Genomic DNA, 17,405 nt, shown 5'->3' with positions numbered 1-17,405 from the left:
AATCGGTGGCGGTCGCCCGGCGTCCTGGGCACAGTGGGTCTGTGCCGGAGAACCACTTCGACGAACGGACAGCGCAGACGTACGAAGCCAAATGGCCGGAACTGTTCGATCCGGCCGTCGTCGACCCCGCTGTGAGCTTCCTCGCCGATCTGGCGGGACCAGGCGCCGCACTTGAGCTGGGCATCGGCACTGGCCGCATCGCGTTGCCGCTCAGCCGGCGCGGTGTCCGGGTGCACGGCATCGAACTGTCGCCGGCCATGGTGGCACAACTGCGGGCCAAGCCGGGCGGGGGCAACATCGGCGTGACCATCGGCGACTTCGCCACGACCAGGGCGGGCGGCACGTTCACGCTCGCCTATCTGGTGCGCAACACCATCACCAACCTGACGACGCAAGAAGAGCAGGTGGAGTGCTTCCGCACGGTGGCGGCCCAGCTGGAGCCCGGCGGCCGGTTCGTCATCGAGGTGTACGTCCCGGAGCTCCGGCGGCTCCCGCCCGGCCAGACCGTCCAGCCGTTCACCGTGACCCCCGCGCATCTGGGTTTCGAGGAGTACGACGTGGCGTCGCAGATCGCCGTCTCCCATCACTACTGGGTCGTGGACGGCCAGTTGGAGACCCGCTCGACGGCGCATCGCTATGTCTGGCCGTCCGAGCTCGACCTGATGGCGCGGATCGCCGGGATGACCCTGCGCGAGCGGTGGGCCGGCTGGGAGCGCGAGCCCTTCACCGGCGACAGCAGGAGCCACGTGTCGGTCTGGCAGAAGGCGTCGTGACGGGCGGTCCGGACGCTTAGAGTGACGGCATGATCAACGTGTGTTTCGCCGGGGTCACCGGCTGGACGGCGCCGCCGATCGTCGCGGCGATCGACCGGGCCGACGACCTGACGCTGGCCGCCGGGGTGTCGCGGTCCGCGGCGGGGAAGTCCCTGGCGGAGGCGGCCGGCTCCGCGAGCGCCGGGCGGGTGTACGGGTCGGTCGCCGAGGCGCTGGCGGCGGTCCCGGTCGATGTGCTGGTGGACTACACCAGCGCGGCCGCGGTCAAGGACAACGTGTGGACGGCGGTGCGGGCCGGGGTGAACGTGGTCGTCGGCTCCAGCGGCCTGACCGCCGACGACTACGCCGAGCTGGACCGGCTGGCCCGCGAGCACGCCGCCGGGGTGATCGCGGCGGGGAACTTCTCCGTGATGGCGACCGTGCTGCGCCGGGCGGCCGCGATGGCCGCCGAGCACCTGGACCACTGGGAGATCATCGACTACGCCGGTGTCACCAAGCCGGACGTGCCCAGCGGCACCGCCCGGGAGCTGGCCGAGACCTTGGCGACGGTCCGCACACCCGAGCCGGCGGTGCCGCTCGGCGAGCTGCACGGCCCGGTGGAGGCGCGCGGCGCCGAGGTTGCCGGGAGCCGCATCCACTCGGTACGGCTGCCGAGTTTCGTGGTGAGCACCGAGATCGTGTTCGGCGGTCCGGGGGAACGCCTGGTCATGCGGCACGACCCCGGCACCGACCCCAGCCCGTACGTGGCCGGGACGCTGCTGGCGGTGCGCCACGCGGGCGAGGAGACGGGCGTGCGCAGGGGACTGGACTCACTGCTCTTCAGGGGCTGACCGGCCCGTTACTTGACGGCGCCGCTGGTGATACCCGAGATGATCTTGCGTTGGGCGACGGCGAAGACCACGACCAGCGGCAGGCTCATCAGGATCACGTACGCGAAGATCAGGTGCCAGTTGTTGAGATAGAGCCCGGCGCTGGCCACGCGGAAGAGGTTGAGGGGCAGCGTGTCCAGGCGCCCGCCGATCACGAAGAAGGCGTAGAAGACGTCGTTCCACACGTACAGGCAGACCAGGATGGTGGCCGTGGCCAGCACCGGGCGCAGCAGCGGCAGCACCACCAGCCAGAACACCCGCATCGGGCTCGCCCCGTCGAGCTGCGCCGCCTCCTCCAGGGAGGTGGGGATGGTCCGCACGAAGCCGGTGACGAAGAAGATCACCGTGGACATGTAGATGCCCATGTAGACGCCGATCATCCCGACCGCGCTCCCGGCCAGGCCGAGCTGGCGCAGCAGCAGGACGACGGTCACGACGGCGGGCGGGAGCACGATGCCGCTGATCGCCAGCGCGTACAGGACGGCGTTGAGCCGCGTGGCGCGGCGGGCCAGGATCCAGGCCGCCATCGACCCGAACAGCAGCACCCCGATCACCGAGGGCACGACGACGAGCAGGCTGCCCAGCGACGCCCGCAGGACCTCGCCGTCGCCCCACACCTGCCGCAGGTTCTCCAGCAGGTGCCACTCGGTCGGCAGCGACAGGTCCGGCGTGAGCGCCTCGCCGCGGGACTTGGCCGCCGTCACCAGCACCAGCCACAGCGGGATGCCGATGGACAGCACCACGAGCACGAACGTGACCACGGGCTGGAGCCGGCGCCACACGGGCGCGTCGCTCACCCCGCGGCGGTCGGGGACGACGGGGGTCACAGGATCTCCTCCCGCTTGCGCAGCACGTAGATGACAGGGAAGGCCATGAGGGCCACCAGCAGGAACAGCACCAGGCTCATCGTCGTGGCCTGCGCGAACAGCCCCTGGCCGAAGGTGCGGTAGATGAAGATGTTCAGGATCTCCGTCGTGCGGGCGGGCCCGCCGCTGGTGGTGGCCTGGGCGATGTCGAAGCCGTTCATCGAGCCCAGCAGCGCCGTGGCGACGTTGAACGTGATCGCGGGCGCCAGCAGCGGGAAGCGGACCGCCCAGAACGTACGCCACCGCGACGCCCCGTCGATGTGGGCGGCCTCCACGATGTCCTCCGGGACGGTCTTCAGCCCCGCCAGGTAGATGAGCATCGACAGCCCCATCCACTTCCACGCGTGGATCAGCGCGACGACCACGACCGTCCAGGTGGTGTCGCCCAGCCAGGCGTAGTCGATCCCGAGCAGCCGGTTCAGGCCGCCCGTCGGCTTGAGCAGGGCCTGGAAGATGTAGCCGACGGCGAGGGCCGACATCAGCACCGGGATGAGGAAGAACACCCTGGCCACCCGGTTGAGCCAGGTGTCGCGTTCGAGCAGCACGGCCAGGCCGAAGCCGAACGCGTTCTGGAAGAGCGCCACCAGCACCGCGTACACGACCGTGACCCGCAGTGACCGGAACAGCGTGCCGTTGGAGGCCAGGTCGGTGAAGTTGTCCAGCCCGACGGGCCGGATCGCGCTCTTGAAGCCCGACCAGTCGGTGAAGGCGTAGACGAAGTTGAACAGCGTCGGCAGGAAGAAGAACACCAGCAGGATGGCGAACGCCGGAGCCATGAACCACATGGGGTGCGTCCGCCTCCCGACGACCGGGCGCCCGCGGGTCGCGGTCGTGGTGCGGGAGGCGGTCTGCCGCGAGGTGGTGATCAGCACGTCAGAAACCGCTCGCCCCGGCGGCCTTGGCGAGCTGGGCGAACTGATCCTGGGTGGCCGAGGCGACCTTCTCCGGCGTCATGGTCCCGGTGATCATGTCGGCCAGGTTCAGGTACAGGTCCGGGTTGGCCACCGCCAGCGCCTGCATCGACCCGACTGCGGTGGGCAGCGCGGCGTGCACGTCCAGCAGCGCCTGCGGCACGCCCGCCGGGCTGGGCACCGACGGCTCCAGGGAGACGGTGTTGCGGTCGGCGACGAAGTCCTTGTAGCCGGGCCCCATCCAGTACGCCAGCAGCTGCCGCGCCGCGGCCTCGCGCTTGGCGTCCCCGGTCTTGAACGCCACCAGCGCGTTCGACTGGTCGGGGATGAACGTGCCGACGTTCCCCGACGGCGAGATCGGGAAGAAGCCGATCTTCTTGTTCAGCGTGGCGGTGTCGGCCGAGGCCTGCAGCTGCCCGAAGAACGAGTTCACCTGCACGACCATGGCCGCCTTGCCGGCCAGCAGCGCCGCGCCCTGGTCCTCGAACTTCGCGGTCTTGATGTCGGAGTTGAACAGCCCCTCGTCGATCAGCGACTTGTACGTCTTGATCGCCCCCACGACGGCCGGGCCGTTGAACGTCTCCTTGCCCGTGTTGATCCGCTCCCACAGGCCGTCCTTGGCCGCGTCCGCGAGCTGGACCTGCACCCACCACTGGGTCGCCCACTTGTCGCCGGCCATCTCGAAGAACGGCGTGACGCCCTTGGCCTTCAGCGTGCGCCCCAGCTTCACCATCTCGTCGAAGTTCTTCGGCGTGCTGGTGATCTTGTTGGCGGCGAAGACCTCCTTGTTGTAGTAGACGCCCTCGACCGCGGGGCTCGTGATGAGGGCCGCGTACCGGGCGCCGTCCAGGATGCCGGTGATGTCCTTCAGGTCCGGCGACAGCTGCGCCAGCCACGGCGCGTCGTTCAGCGGCTGGAGGTTGGCCTTGGCGTTGATCGCGGTCAGCATGGACGCGGTCGGCTGCCAGAACGCCAGGTCGGGCTTGTCGCCGGTGGCGACCTTGGTCTGGATGCCCTGCTCGTACGGGTCCGGGATCGTCACGACCTCGACCGTCGCGCCCGTCGCCTGCTGGAACCCGGCGATGACCGCCTTGGGCACGGTGTTGCTGTTCTGGGCGGCCCAGATCGTCAGCTTGACGCCGTCGAGCTTGGTGGCCGGCTCGGGCCAGGCCGCGGCGGTGGCGGGCGCGGCGGAGGAGGTCTCGACGGAGGGGTCGCTGCACGCGGCGAGGCCGAGCGCGAGCGCCGTCGCGGCGGCGGCGGCCGTCCAGGTGGTCTTCATGGTGGTCTCTTTCATGAGGCGGTGCGGATGCGGAGGATCCGGGCGGAGTGGGGCTCGTCGCAGCAGGGGGTGAGCGTCAACACGCCGGTGCCGGGCTGCCAGTCGCGAGCCCAGTCCGGCAGGTGCCGCGGGTAGATCACGTCGATCTCGACCGCGCGGCCCGCCAGGTGCGGCAGGTCCAGCCGTACGGGCTTCGCCCCGTCGCGTCGCCATACGCCAAGGTATGTGACGTCAGCCGTCTGCAAACCCAGGGCGAGGTGGCGGTCGCCCCAGCGCGGCAGCCCCAGCGGCCACACGGGCGTCGCGCGGGCCAGGTCCGCGCGGATCTCCTTGTGGACGCGTACGGCGTCGCGGACCGAGTCGAGCTGGGCGGGGCTCATCCCGTCCAGGTGGCCGGACAGGTAGAGCCGCCCCAGCATGCCGGTGCACAGCGCGAAGGCGATCTCCTCGTCCGACATGTCGGGCTGCGGGTAGGCCCAGCTCGCCGACTGCTCGGGCAGCACGGACATCGGCGCCGACACCGCGATCGGCGGGTAGAGGCGGAAGTCCTGCTGGTCGCTGGTGGACTGCAGGTGCAGCCGGGACAGCATGGCGTAATCCATGCGCATGGCGCCCGACGCGCAGTTCTCCAGGGTGAGGCCCGGATGGCGCGCCAGGACGCCGTCCAGCCAGGCCAGGTGGGCCCGGTTGCAGGCCAGCAGCCCGTCCCCGGCGCTGTCGGCGTCCAGGTCGGTGCCCGCGCCCGGGTCGATGTTGTAGTCGAGCTTGAAATAGCCGACGCCGAGCTCCTCCACCAGCCGGTCCACCACCTGGTCCAGGTGCGCGATCGCGCGGGGATGGCGCAGGTCGAGGTGGTAGCGGCCGTGCTCGACCAGGCGCACGCCGCCACGCTGCAGGAACGCCTCGGCGGGCAGCTTGTCGGCCATGGGGCTGCGGACGCCGATCACCTCGGGTTCGAGCCACAGCCCCGGCACCATGCCGTGCTCCCTGATGCGGCCGAGGACCTCCTCGATGCCGCGCGGGAAGCGCGTCTGCGACGGCTGCCATTCGCCGACGCTGTCCCACCAGGTGCCGCCGTCGTCGTACCAGCCCGCGTCCACGCAGAACGTCTCGGCCCCGGCCGAGGCGGCGGCGTCGATCAGCGGCAGGAGCTTGGCCGTGGTCGGGTCGCCCGCCAGCGTGTTCATGTAGTCGTTGAACACCACCGGCAGCCGCTCCCGGTCGGGGTGCGGCCGGACGATCATCCGCCGGTGCGCGGTGAGCGCCGCGGCCGCCCCTTCCAGGCCCGTGCCGGACACCGCCACCGACACCGGCACCGTGGTGAACGACTCGCCGGGTTGGAGCAGGTGCTGCCACTGGTGGTCGATGTCGGTCGGGCCGAGCAGCGCGACGTACGGGTCGTCGAGCCGCTCGCCGACCTCCCAGCGCCAGGCGCCGTTGTGCTCGATCTGCCACAGCCACGCCTGCCCGCCGGCGCGGTCGATCAGGCCGCCGGTGGGCAGGTGGGAGCCGGTCGACCAGGTGCCGGTGCTGACGACCGCGAGCCGCCCGCGGCCGTCCTGCCCGTGGCCGCCCAGGCGGAGATCGGGTACGGCCTGCCCGCGCAGGGCTTCGCGGACCCAGCGGCTCTCGCCCAGCCATTCGCTGTCGGCCCGTACCACGTCCAGGTCGTCCACCGCCCCCGCGAAGGCGGCGGCGAACGACGTGAGGCCCAGCAGCAGCCGGGGGGCCTGGCCGCGGTTGGTCACCCGCGTCCAGACCTGGAACGCGCTGACGCCCTCCGCCGAGCGAAGGAACACCTCGGCGCTCAGCCCGCTCCGCGCGTCGTGCAGGTCGAGCTGCAGCACGTGCCATGCCCCCTCCCTGCGCTGTTCGCAGCCCCGGTAGGCCAGGCGCAGGCCGACGGCCGTCCGGGAGAAGCGGTGCGAGGCCCGCGCCCGGCCCTCCTCCGGGACCAGCAGCTCCACCAGCGGCTGCGTCGCCCTGGGCAGGTGCGCCGTGGCGGCGTCGCCGCCGGACAGCGACCGGACGCCGACCGGGCCGTCGGGTGAGACGTCGAGCACGACCCGCAGGCTCGGGTGGCCCCAGACGACGCTGGTGTTCATGGATCTCCTCTGCTGCTTCTTAGCGGGTGCTGCTTGTCGAGCCGGCTCGGCTCAGCCGACCGGCTTGGCGATCTGGATGCGGTCGATGTCGGGCGCGTAGCCGGTGGAGGCGTTGCCGAACGTGATCGTGTTCGCTCCGGCGGCCAGGGTGACGTCCACGACCGTGGTCCGATAGTTCGACCAGCCCAGCGTGTTGCGGAAGTAGTGCCGCTGGGCCGCGCCGCCGTTGACCGAGATGTCGGCGTAGCGGTCGACGATGTTGCTGTTGTAGTTGGTGGCGCCCTCGCCCAGCTCGCCGTTGGCGTACGTGACGACCAGGCGGTAGCGGCCGGCCGAGGCGGCGGTGACGTTGTTGAAGCGCAAGGTGTTGGCCGCGCCGGCGCCGACATATCCGACGTACTTCCCGCCCGAGGCGGCGGAGTTGGCCGCCACCCTGGCGGCGCCGCCGAGCGTGTTGGCGCTGGACTCGGCCTCGTACGCGGTGATCGTCCCCGTCGTCGCCGACACGTCGAGGTAGTCGACGTTGACGCCGGCGGCGCTGACCTCCAGGCGGTTGATCCCAGCGGTCAGGAACACCTTGGTGGTGACGGTGCTCCAGCTCGCGGCGGCGGGCAGGCTGACGTCGGTCAGGTCGGAGCCGTTGAGCCGCAGCTTGGCCGTGCGGGCGGCGGAGGCGGAGTAACGCAGGTCGACGTTGTAGTAGCCGTCCGAGGGGGCCGTGACCACGAACTTGGCGCCGCCGTCCGCGGAGGAGACCGGGCCGTAGGTGATCGCGCCCGGCGCGGCGGCGTACTCGGCCTCGTAGCGGGAGCCGGTGGTCGGGTCCTTGTCCGGGGTCACGATCACCTGGTACGCCGAGGAGCCCTTGAGCCCGGTGAGCGGGATCGTGATCTGGCCGCCGGACGGCGTGAAGTCCGCCTCGGTGACCTTGTACGGGCCGGGGGAGGGGTTCAGCCCGGTGTTGTCCACGCCCCAGACGGCGGCGTGGACCGTGGTGCCCAGGGCGCCCGGGATGCCCTTGACGACCAGGTTGGTGTCGTACGTGCCGCTGGCCGAGTTGTTGCCGCCGAAGATCACCCTGGCCTGCTTCTTGCCCTGGTCGAGCGCGGCCAGGACCTGGAGGGAGCCGTCGGGGGCGGGTGGGGTGACGGCCACGGTGTTGCCGGTCAGCTCGCCGTACCACTTGTACAGCCACCAGCCGCCGGTCGCCTGGTTGTTCCTGGTGACCAGGTCGTTGAGCCCGCCGGCCGTCGTCCAGTACGCCAGGCAGCCGTCGACCTTGCTGTTCTCGAACTTCGCCACGAACTGCACCAGGTTGCCCGGCACGCCGAGGTCCCCGGAGAAGCGCCCGTACTCGTTGATGGTGATCGGCCTGGGGGAGATGCCCAGACTGGACTCGATCGCCCGGTAGTCGGCGTAGTGGGTGTGCCAGCTGGTGAAGAAGTCGTCGCCGAGCTCGTGCCAGGTGGTGACGTCCGGCAGTACGGCGTTGTCCCGGGCGAACTGCATGAAGGTCCGGATGTCGGCCGAGCGGTAGCTCGCGAAGTTCGGGCCCGCGATGCGGGCGCCGGGGTCGAGGGAGCGGATCCGGCGGTAGACGGTCCGGTAGTCGTTCATGAACCCGGTGAGGTTGCCGCCGTACCAGATCTGGTCGGGCTCGTTGAAGGGGACGTAGACGTACGAGGTGCGGTACGGGTCGGCGACGACCTTCCTGACCATCGTGTCCACCTTGGCCAGGTAGTCGTTGATGCCCAGGTTCTCGTACGGCCACTGCTTGTAGACGTCCTGCATGTAGATCTGGATCTCGCGGCCGCCGGCGCGTTTGAACATGGGGGCGATCTTGAGCGCGTCGCCGTTCGGGTGCTGCAGGCCGTCAGGCGCCTTCTGGGCGGTGACCTGCGGTTTGATGGCGGCGAGCATGGTCTCGTTCGGGATGCCCTCGTCGCCGAGCCCGTACAGGAAGCCAGTGGCTCCGTACCTGAGCGCGCCGGTCGAGCTGCCGAGATCGACGACGAGCTGAGACGCGGCCTGGGCGGGGGCGGCGTGCACGGCACCCGTCAACAGGACCACCGCCAGCATCGCTGACCAGGCATATTTCCTCCTCATGGCGAGACAACCTCCTTGCGTGCTTCGGGCGTCAGAGCCCTTGGGGGGACGTGGAGGTGCGCAGATGTGACCGGTCACATTTCTTGTTGCCTGAGTGTGACCGCTCACATTGCCGAGGAGAAGACCCTGTTACCAGGTTGTTACCGGCAAATCTCGAGCGAGAGTCCGCCGCGTGCGCGGGATGCGGCCTGCCACCTTGGGGTCGCAGGGTCGACGGAACCGCTCAGGGAGTTTCCTGTTCGTACACGGCCTGGGCGGCGAGGATGTCACCCGCATGGTCCCGGATCCAGTCGGACAGGGTCTGGAGCGGCTCGGTGATCCCCTCGCCGAGGGCGGTCAGGCCGTAGCTGACCTGTGGCGGCGTGGTGTGGGTGACCGTTCGGCGGACGAAGCCGTCGCGTACGAGGGTGCGCAGCGTCTGGGACAGCATCTTCTCGCTGATCCCCTCGATCTTGGTGCGCAGTTCGTGGAACCGCAGCGGGCCACCGCGGATGGCCGTCAGCACGAGCACCGCCCAGCGGCTGGTGACGTGGTCGAGCACCATGCGCGCCGGGCAGTCCCTGTGAAACGCGTCACTCATACCTCTTGCCACCCCTTGACGAGCAGAAAGCCGACGGCAAGGTATGGAGCTTACCAAGAGGTAGGTACTTTCTCCTGGAATGCTCAATACCTAGAGTCTGCCCCCGAAGCCGTAGAGCAGGGGAGGCATGACATGCGACGCATCGCACTCATCACCGGCGCGGGACGCGGTATCGGTGCCGCGACAGCACATGAGCTGGGCCGTCGCGGTTTCCACGTGATCGTCAACTATCGCGCCGACACGTCGGCGGCCGCCTCGGTGGTCAAGCAGATCCAGGCGGCCGGCGGTACGGCGCAGGCTGTCCAGGCCGACGTCCGCGACCCTGGCCAGGTGGCCGGACTCGTGGAGGCCTGCGCGCGGGTGGACGCGCTGGTCTGCAACGCCAACGTCCCCCCGCCGTTCGGCCCGCTGGCCGAGATGTCGTGGGAGGACTTCGCCGGCAAGGTCACCGGGGAGCTCGCCGGGGTCTTCCACATCACCCGGCGGGCACTGGACCGCATGCGCGAGCAGGGCGACGGCCGAATCGTCTACGTCTCCAGCCTCAGTGCCGAGCTGGTACGTCCGGGCGCGGCCGCGCATGCGACGGCGAAGGCGGCGCTCAACACCTTTGCCCAGCACGTCGCCGCGGAGGCCGGTGCCTGGGGAATCCGGGTGAACGTCGTGGCGCCCGGCGCGGTCCGTACCGAAGCCAGCGCCATGATGCGAACGCCCGAGACGGAGGCGGCGCTGGGGCGCCGCTCGGTCCTCGGCCGGATGGTCGATCCCCAGGACGTCGCCGCGGTGATCGGCTCCATTCTCGACGGCGGCTTCGACGCCGTGACCGGCGTCCGTATCCCGGTGGACGCGGGCTACCGGGTCCTGTCCGGCTGACGGCCCTCGCCCGCGCCGTACTCGTCGTGCCAGTTCCACCACTGGTACGGCGGGGTCTGGGGATAGCCCTCGGGAGAGTCCTCCCACTCCTCCTGCCGCCCGAGCGCGGTCATGTCGAGATAGCTCCAGGTGCTCCCCAGCGCCTCGTCGCCGCGGTCGTTGATGAAGTACGTGCGGAACACCCTGTCGCCGTCGCGGATGAACGCGTTGGTGCCGTGCCACTCGTTCACGCCGAAGTCGGCGTCGAAGTCGTCGGTCAGGGTGTACCAGGGCATCGTCCAGCCCATCCGCGCCTTCACCCGCGCGATGTCCGGCTGGGGTGCGCGGGAGACGAAGACGAGAGTGGTGTCACGGGCGTTCAGATGGGCGAGGTGCCCGACATGATCGGCCACCATGGAACACCCGACGCACGCGTGATCGGGCCAGCCGTGCACGCCGGGATCGAAGAATGCGCGGTAGACGACCAGCTGGCGACGGCCCTCGAACAGGTCCGGCAGGCTCGCCTTACCCGCCGGCCCGTCGAATTCGTACTCTTTCTCCACCGCCAGCCACGGCATCCGCCGGCGCTCCGCGGCCAGCGCGTCCCGGGCGTGGGTCAGCTCCTTCTCCTTGACGAGCAACCGCCGGCGCGCTGCCTCCCACTCCTGTGGCGTGACGATCGGGGGTGTCTTCATGGTGTCGTTCACCTTCCCGTCCAGTTCCGCGTTCCCCTCCCCATCCCCGTCGGGACGATCCTTCAACGCCTCCAGCGGGCCGTCCCGGTCGCGGGGCCCGCATCGGCGCGGAAACGCCGCCCCGATGGCGCACCCGCCACCAGGCCCGCCTCGGCCGGCAGCACCAGGCGTTGGGCGATCGCCGCCACATGCGCCCATAAGCAAGGCTTTTGCGTCATCATGCGGACATATACCTTTTGAGCAGCCGAGTGGATCCTCCCTGACCCCAGGAGAAGATTGCCTCATGTCCGGTCCGCGCCCGTTGGCCGAGAACGATCCCCGGCAGATCGGGGACTATCGACTGATCGGCGTGCTGGGCGTGGGCGGGCAGGGAGTCGTCTATCTGGGGCAGGCCCCCTCGGGCCGGCAGGTGGCCGTCAAGACGCTGCACGCCCGGATGGCCTCCGAGCACGAAGCCCTGGACCGGTTCCTGCGCGAGACCGAGATAGCCAGGTCGGTGGCGGCGTTCTGCACGGCGCGGGTCGTCGACGCCGGGATCGCCGACCGGGCGCCCTACCTGGTCAGCGAGTACGTACAGGGCCCGTCCCTGGACGAGCTCGTGACCCGGGAAGGGCCGCGCACGGGCGGCGGGCTGGACCGGTTGGCGATCACCACCCTGGTCGCGCTGGACGCGATCCACCGGGCCGGCATCGTGCACCGGGACTTCAAGCCCAGCAACGTGATCATGGGCCAGGAGGGCCCCGTCGTCATCGATTTCGGCATCGCCCGGGTACTGGACCACTCCACCACGGGACCCGGCCTGATCGGCACCCCGGCCTACCTGTCGCCCGAACAGCTCAACGGAGAGCCGGCCGGGGCCGCCTCGGACGTGTTCGCCTGGGCCGCGACCATGGTGTATGCCGCCACCGGGCACCGGGCCTTCTCCGGCACGGTCACCGCGGGAGTCCTCAACGCGATCATGACCCGCGAGCCCGACCTGGCAGGCGTCTCCGACCGCCTCCGTCCCCTCCTGGCCGCCGGCCTGGCCAAGGACCCCGCGTCCCGGCCGAGCATCACCGACCTGTTCACCGCGCTCACCCACGAAACTCCCCTCCAGGACACGGGTTACCGGCGGCCCGCACCGCCACCCGAAAACGCCCCGCGCCGCCGCCGTCAACGTCCGCCCGGCTTGGCGAAGGTGTTCGCGGCGGCCGCCGTCGTCCTCGCGATCCCCGTGGCCTTGTGGCTGGCGTCCGTCCTGGCCGGGAGCCTCCCCGGCACCCCCCTCTCCACCGCCGGCGCGAAGCCCTCCACGACGGGCGCGCTGTTCGGCACCCTGATCCGCGAGCCCGTCAACGGCTGGCAGCGGTGGGTGCTGTCGCTGGCCGTCGGACAGTGGGACGGCCGTCCCGTGGTCGCCTCTGGAGGCTACGACGGCACGGTGCTCATATCGGATCTCGCCACCGGCGCACCCCTCCACTCCCCGTTCACGGGGCATCAGGGTCCGGTCTGGTCGGTGGCGACGGGGCAGGTGAGCGGCCGCCCGGTCGTCGTCTCCGGTGGTCGCGACGGCACCGTACGCGTCTGGGACCAGACCACCGGCGAACCGATCGGCACGCCCTTCCAAGGCCATCGGGGCTCGGTCGAATCGGTGGCGGTCGGGCAGGTGAACGGCCGCCCCGTGGCGGTGTCCGGCGGTCTCGACGGTACGGTGCAGGTTTCGGACCTGGCCACCGGCGACCGGGTCGGCGACCCCGTCGGCGCCGGCCGCGGCTGGGTGCTCTCGGTGGCGGTGGGCGAGGTGAACGGCCGCCCGATCGTGGTCTCCGGGGACGTGGACGGCACCATCCTGATGACGGACCTGGCCACCGGCACTCCCATGGCCAGACGCGTCAACGCTCACGACGGGCCGGTCGAATCGGCGACGGTGGCGCGACTCGACGGCCGCCCGGTGGCGATCTCCGGCGGCGGGAAAGGCGATCACACCGTACGCGTCTGGGACCTGGCCACGGGCGAACTGATCGGCCGGCCCTTCAGGGGTCACCGGAGCTGGGCGCTCGGCCTGGCCGCGGCGCAACTGACCGACGGCCGCCCGATCGTGGTCTCCGGCGGCTACAACGACCAGACCGTACGGGTGTGGGACCTGGCGACCGGCAAGCCGATCGGCGAACCCTTCGAGGACCACGTGGGCCTGATCGAAGCGGTGGCAACCGGACACCTGGACGGCCGCCTGGTGGCGGTCTCCGGGGGCAACGACGGCAAGGTCCGGGTCTGGAGCCTGAGCTCCCCGTACCCGTCTCCATGAACGGATTCCATTGTCCTGCCTGCCGCGTTCACGAGTGGGACGGAGCCGCTACCCGAGGCAGTCCTGAGCGGTCAGGACCAGGGTCACACCGAGGACCATCCTCTTCGACACGAGGAAGACGTAGGACGCCTTGGGGTTGCCCGGCACGGTGGCGAAGGTGCCGTACAGCGCATTCTGCTTCAGGTTAGGGTAGGCGGCCTTCAACTGCGCGGGAGTGGCGCCTATGCCGATGCCCTGTGGCGTTTTGACGCCGCGGCCCGGCGCGGAGATCGTGACCACGCCCTGCTTCTTCGAAATGTACATCCCTGCCCGGTTGCCGCTGTACCGCCGCTCCTTCAGGTCATAGGTCGAGCACTTGGTGGGGACGTTGATGGTCTTGCGGACGATTCTCCCGGTCGCCCTGGCCCGCGCCTCCGTCATCCCGAGCTTGATGTTGCCGTACCCGAACGGTCCTAGCGTCCTCTTCTGGGCGGTGGCAGCGGCGTTCGCCGCGGGAACGACGCCTGCCATCATGACGCCTGCGGCCAGCGCCGTGACCAGCGCTGACCGGCCGATTCGTTGGGCTTTGGACTGTTTCACAGCACTTCCTCCGTGATCATGACTGCAAACTGTAGCCCGAACGCGGCAGGGGGTGCCGGTGATTGACGAGATCATCAGATGTCTTCGCGAACGTTGAGGCGCGCGTCCCGTCCGTCTCGTCGACCTGGCTTCAGAGGCGGCCCGGTCGCGGTGCTTGGGGACGGGATCGTGTCCCCAGCAGCGGCAGCCACACCTCGTCCACGATCTCGACGATCGACTCGTCCGGCACCGCGCGCATCGTCGTGAGCAGGTCGTGGCGCAGCAGGTCGAACGGCAGGTTCACCACACGGGACGGGCGTGGCACGTCGGGCAGCTCGCCGCGCCCGACCGCGTGGGCGACGATCGTCTCGAAGGCGGTCGCCTGGCCCGGCGGGAGGAGGGTGCGGCGCAGCTCGCCGAAGCTGGTGCCGGCGTCGCGGAAGTAGTCCGCCAGCTGCACGCTCATGAACGTGATCGTGGGCGCGCGGTCGGCGTTGGCGTTGCGCAGGAAGCCGATCGCGTCGTCGCGGAGGCTGCCGGTGTCGGGCACCGCGATCGGCTGCCAGAACTTGGTGAGCGTGGCCAGCAGCAGGTCGTCGCGGTGCGGCCAGCGCCGGTAGAGCACGGGACGGCTCGTACCGGCGCGGGCGGCGACCGCTTCGTAGGTGAAGCCGTGGTATCCGTGCTCGATCAGCACGTCCCACGCGGCGTCGAGGATCGCGCCCTCGAGTTCGGAGCCACGGCGACGGGATGCGCCGCCGTCGGTACGGCGTTCCGCCGCCTGCGCCCCGATCGTCCCGCGCTCATCCGCGATCCGCTCGTACTTAGGATCCACTTGCGTATCTTATCGCGGTGACTTACGGTGTCCGCCGTTAGATACAGCCACGTATCCTAAGGAGGCGTCAGTGATGTTCGACGTCATCATCGTCGGCGGTGGACCCGCCGGCCTCTTTCTGGCCTGCGAGCTCCGCCTCGCGGGAGCCCGGCCCCTGGTGCTGGAACGACGGCCGGAACCGGACCCGGCAGACAAGGCACACGGCCTCGCCGGCCAGGTCGTGCGGTTACTGGACAACCGCGGCCTCCTGGAACGCTGCGGGGGCCGAGGAGCACCGGTGCCTGCGCCCGGGTTCTTCTTCGGCGGGATGCCCCTGCCGCTGCACGTGCTCGGCAGCGAGAACCCGATGTATCTCCTGCCGGTCAACCAGCGTGACCTGGAACGGGTGCTCGGCGAGCGCGCGGCAGAACTCGGCGCGGATGTCCGGCGAGGTTGGGACGTGCTGTCCTTCAGCCAGAACGATGACCAGGTCGACGTCGTGGCACGCGGCGCGGACGGAACGGAGACGACCTTCACGACCCGGTACCTCGTCGGCTGCGACGGCGGCCACAGCCTGGTTCGCAGGCAGGCGGGAATCGCCTTCCTCGGCGCCGGCGACGACAATGTCGTCGACCGGACGGCCCTCATCGGGCCGAGCGACCGCTTCCGTTTCGCGCCGGGGGGACGGGTCGTGATCGAGGGCCTCGGCGAGATCCCGGCGCACTTCCACCGTACCGAGCGGGGCGTTTTCACCCTCCTCGCGCACGACCCGGAGCGGCCGCTGGTCAACACCGCCGAATGGGAAGATCACCCGGCGGGCGATTTCCCGGGGCCGGGCGCGCCGATGACGATGGCCGAGATGGAGGACAGCGTCGAACGGGTCCTCGGAGTGCGCCTGCCCCTGACTCCGCCGCCCGAGGGTGCGCCTACCTTGCTTCGCCGCCAGTGCGGCCGCAACTCCCGGCTCGCCGACCGCTACCGCGCCGGCCGAGTCTTCATCGCCGGCGACGCCGCCCACGTCAGCCACGGGCCGACCCTGAATCTGGCGCTGCAGGACGCGGCCAACCTGGCCTGGAAACTGGCCGCCGCACTGCAGGGCTGGGCCCCGGAAGGCCTGCTGGACAGCTACGGAACCGAACGCCACGCGAGCGGCGAACGCGTGCTCATGCACACGCAGGCCGCGACCGCCCTGATGGCACCCGGAGGCGATGTCACCGCCCTGCGCCTGCTCTTCGCCGAACTCCTCGGCCGCACCGAGAACCTGCATCTGGTCGCCGCCCTGCTGGCGGGCGCCGATGTCCGCTACACCATGGGCGAGGACCACCCCGCCGCGCCCACCGGCTGGTTCGTACCATCCCTTGAGCTGACCACCGGCGACGGACATGCGCGGCGCCTCGCCGAGCTCCTGCGCGACGCCCGCCCCCTGCTTCTCGACCTCACCGGCGGGAACGACCTCGCCGCCACCGCAGAGCCCTGGAACGACCGGGTGCGCCGTGTGACCGCAACCGCCGCCGACGCCCCGGCACCCGCATTGCTCATCCGGCCGGACGGCTACGTCGCCTGGGCGGGCGCGGACTCCGACGGCCTGAAGGCGGCCCTCACCCGCTGGTTCAGCCCGGGCTGAGGCCGCTTTACGAGACCCCGGGCCTGCCACGGGAAGCCGTCGTCTGTGGCCCAACGGTGGCCCGAGGGCGAAGTTCGGGCCGTCTACTTCCCGTCGGAGCCGGGCCGGTACGGGAACCGCGTCACCCAATGCGGGAGGTCGCGTTCGACGTCGCTCCGCTGCTGGAGTCCCGCCTCGAACAGGTGCCTCGCGATGTGCTGCTGGGCCGGACGGGTCACCGCGGCCCAGAAGGCATCCATCTGGTCCTTGAACTCGGCCTCGGGCCGCTGCGTGGCGAGGTTGACGAAGTGCTTGATGTCCCTGATCGTCTGCAGGTCGAAGGAGGCGACGCGGGACGCGAACGCGTCGACGAAGCCGTCGAGGTCGTCGTCGGGCAGGGCCCGGTTCACGTACCCGTACATTTCGGCGAGCGCTCCGTCGTAGTCGAGCCCGCCGAAGAGGATCTCGAAGGTCCGGCCCCGTCCGACCAGGCCGGGCAGACGCGTGGCGGGTCCGCCACCCGGGATGGCGGCCATGCCGATCTCGAACTGACCGACGATGGCCTTCTCGCGGCTGGCGAAGCGGATGTCGGTGGCGAGGAGGAATTCGCTCCCCGCACCGCGTGCCCTGCCCCTGATGGAGGAGATGGTCGCCACGGGGAGGGAGCTGAGACGGGTCAGCAGCGCCGTCCACGGGTGGACCTCCTCCGGATGGGCCAGGACGCGCTTCACCTCGTCACTGTCGGACAGGTCGTAGTGGGCCAGGTAGAAGTCGGGGTCGGCGCTGTCGAAGACGATGACCGCGAGACTGTCGCTCGCCTCGGCGCGCGCGAACAGGGCATTCAACTCGCTCGTCATCGTCGCGTCGACGAGATTGACGGGAGGATTGTCGAACGTCACTCGCCACAATGCGGCTGAGTGCTCGGTCAGGGTGAACCGGGTCGGTGAGGTCATGGGCCTGACGCTAGGCTCTGACGGCCAAATGGCGGCTCAGCCTCGCTGCCTTTTCATTCTCAAAGGTCTACAGGTCGGCAAGGCTTTCAGGCGCGCCGGGAAACGCCGTGTGAGCGGTCGGTCTCGTGTTCGTAAGCCCTTCATCATTCGCCGGTGA

Annotated in this window: 15 protein-coding genes; 5 read left to right on the top strand and 10 right to left on the bottom strand. The window is 70.2% G+C overall.

Going from position 1 to position 17,405, the window contains the following annotated elements:
- The first annotated feature begins 41 nt into the window (after positions 1-41).
- Together ABZX61_RS59685 and dapB are read left to right on the top strand one after the other, a co-directional pair.
- Complete coding sequence (locus tag ABZX61_RS59685) at positions 42-773, top strand: class I SAM-dependent methyltransferase (protein WP_355210581.1); 732 nt, start codon at positions 42-44, stop codon at positions 771-773.
- 29 nt (positions 774-802) lie between these two features.
- Positions 803-1,603 (top strand): 4-hydroxy-tetrahydrodipicolinate reductase, encoded by an 801-nt coding sequence (dapB, locus tag ABZX61_RS59680; RefSeq protein WP_355210578.1) that lies wholly within the window; start codon positions 803-805, stop codon positions 1,601-1,603.
- 8 nt (positions 1,604-1,611) lie between these two features.
- On the opposite strand, the gene ABZX61_RS59675 is transcribed toward dapB, so the two are convergent.
- From ABZX61_RS59675 to ABZX61_RS59650, 6 genes are all read right to left on the bottom strand, one after another.
- Complete coding sequence (locus ABZX61_RS59675; RefSeq protein ID WP_355210575.1) at positions 1,612-2,469, bottom strand: carbohydrate ABC transporter permease; 858 nt, start codon at positions 2,467-2,469, stop codon at positions 1,612-1,614.
- Positions 2,466-3,380, bottom strand: coding sequence for a sugar ABC transporter permease (locus tag ABZX61_RS59670; RefSeq protein WP_355210572.1), 915 nt, complete (start codon positions 3,378-3,380; stop codon positions 2,466-2,468). Before ABZX61_RS59670 ends, ABZX61_RS59675 begins: the two co-directional genes overlap by 4 nt.
- A gap of 1 nt (position 3,381) precedes the next feature.
- On the bottom strand, positions 3,382-4,701 hold the full coding sequence (locus ABZX61_RS59665) for an extracellular solute-binding protein (protein WP_355210569.1): 1,320 nt from the start codon (positions 4,699-4,701) through the stop codon (positions 3,382-3,384).
- An 11-nt stretch (positions 4,702-4,712) separates the two neighbouring features.
- Positions 4,713-6,806 (bottom strand): glycoside hydrolase family 36 protein, encoded by a 2,094-nt coding sequence (locus tag ABZX61_RS59660; RefSeq protein ID WP_355210566.1) that lies wholly within the window; start codon positions 6,804-6,806, stop codon positions 4,713-4,715.
- Between the two features lie 51 nt (positions 6,807-6,857).
- On the bottom strand, positions 6,858-8,912 hold the full coding sequence (locus ABZX61_RS59655; protein ID WP_355210563.1) for a CBM35 domain-containing protein: 2,055 nt from the start codon (positions 8,910-8,912) through the stop codon (positions 6,858-6,860).
- Positions 8,913-9,135: 223 nt separating this feature from the next.
- Positions 9,136-9,492 (bottom strand): helix-turn-helix domain-containing protein, encoded by a 357-nt coding sequence (locus ABZX61_RS59650; RefSeq protein WP_355210560.1) that lies wholly within the window; start codon positions 9,490-9,492, stop codon positions 9,136-9,138.
- Positions 9,493-9,624: 132 nt separating this feature from the next.
- On the opposite strand from ABZX61_RS59650, the gene ABZX61_RS59645 reads away from it, so the two are divergent.
- Positions 9,625-10,362, top strand: coding sequence for an SDR family oxidoreductase (locus tag ABZX61_RS59645; protein WP_355210557.1), 738 nt, complete (start codon positions 9,625-9,627; stop codon positions 10,360-10,362).
- Here ABZX61_RS59645 and ABZX61_RS59640 read toward each other — a convergent pair.
- Positions 10,341-11,036, bottom strand: coding sequence for a DUF899 domain-containing protein (locus ABZX61_RS59640; RefSeq protein WP_355210554.1), 696 nt, complete (start codon positions 11,034-11,036; stop codon positions 10,341-10,343). The two genes, ABZX61_RS59645 and ABZX61_RS59640, sit on opposite strands and share 22 nt — an antisense overlap.
- 283 nt (positions 11,037-11,319) lie before the next feature.
- Between ABZX61_RS59640 and ABZX61_RS59635 the strand changes: the two genes are divergently transcribed.
- The gene (locus tag ABZX61_RS59635; RefSeq protein ID WP_355210551.1) at positions 11,320-13,320 is read left to right on the top strand and encodes a serine/threonine-protein kinase; all 2,001 of its coding nucleotides are present in this window, start codon (positions 11,320-11,322) and stop codon (positions 13,318-13,320) included.
- Positions 13,321-13,368: 48 nt separating this feature from the next.
- On the opposite strand, the gene ABZX61_RS59630 is transcribed toward ABZX61_RS59635, so the two are convergent.
- Both ABZX61_RS59630 and ABZX61_RS59625 read right to left on the bottom strand, forming a co-directional pair.
- Positions 13,369-13,899: a hypothetical protein gene (locus ABZX61_RS59630; RefSeq protein ID WP_355210548.1), complete on the bottom strand. Its 531-nt coding sequence runs from the start codon at positions 13,897-13,899 to the stop codon at positions 13,369-13,371.
- A gap of 130 nt (positions 13,900-14,029) precedes the next feature.
- Positions 14,030-14,713: a TetR/AcrR family transcriptional regulator gene (locus ABZX61_RS59625; RefSeq protein ID WP_355210545.1), complete on the bottom strand. Its 684-nt coding sequence runs from the start codon at positions 14,711-14,713 to the stop codon at positions 14,030-14,032.
- A gap of 73 nt (positions 14,714-14,786) precedes the next feature.
- Here ABZX61_RS59625 and ABZX61_RS59620 point away from each other — a divergent pair, with 73 nt between their 5' ends.
- The gene (locus ABZX61_RS59620; RefSeq protein ID WP_355210542.1) at positions 14,787-16,316 is read left to right on the top strand and encodes an FAD-dependent monooxygenase; all 1,530 of its coding nucleotides are present in this window, start codon (positions 14,787-14,789) and stop codon (positions 16,314-16,316) included.
- Between the two features lie 83 nt (positions 16,317-16,399).
- On the opposite strand, the gene ABZX61_RS59615 is transcribed toward ABZX61_RS59620, so the two are convergent.
- Positions 16,400-17,248, bottom strand: a complete 849-nt coding sequence (locus ABZX61_RS59615) for an enoyl-CoA hydratase/isomerase family protein (RefSeq protein WP_355210539.1) — start codon at positions 17,246-17,248, stop codon at positions 16,400-16,402.
- Positions 17,249-17,405 lie beyond the last annotated feature (157 nt).

Origin of the sequence: Nonomuraea sp. NPDC003709, assembly GCF_040610775.1 — a bacterium.
Classification (GTDB): Bacteria; Actinomycetota; Actinomycetes; order Streptosporangiales; family Streptosporangiaceae; genus Nonomuraea; species Nonomuraea angiospora_A.
Note: the sequence above shows the minus strand (reverse complement) of the source record. Positions and strands in the feature narration are given on the sequence as shown.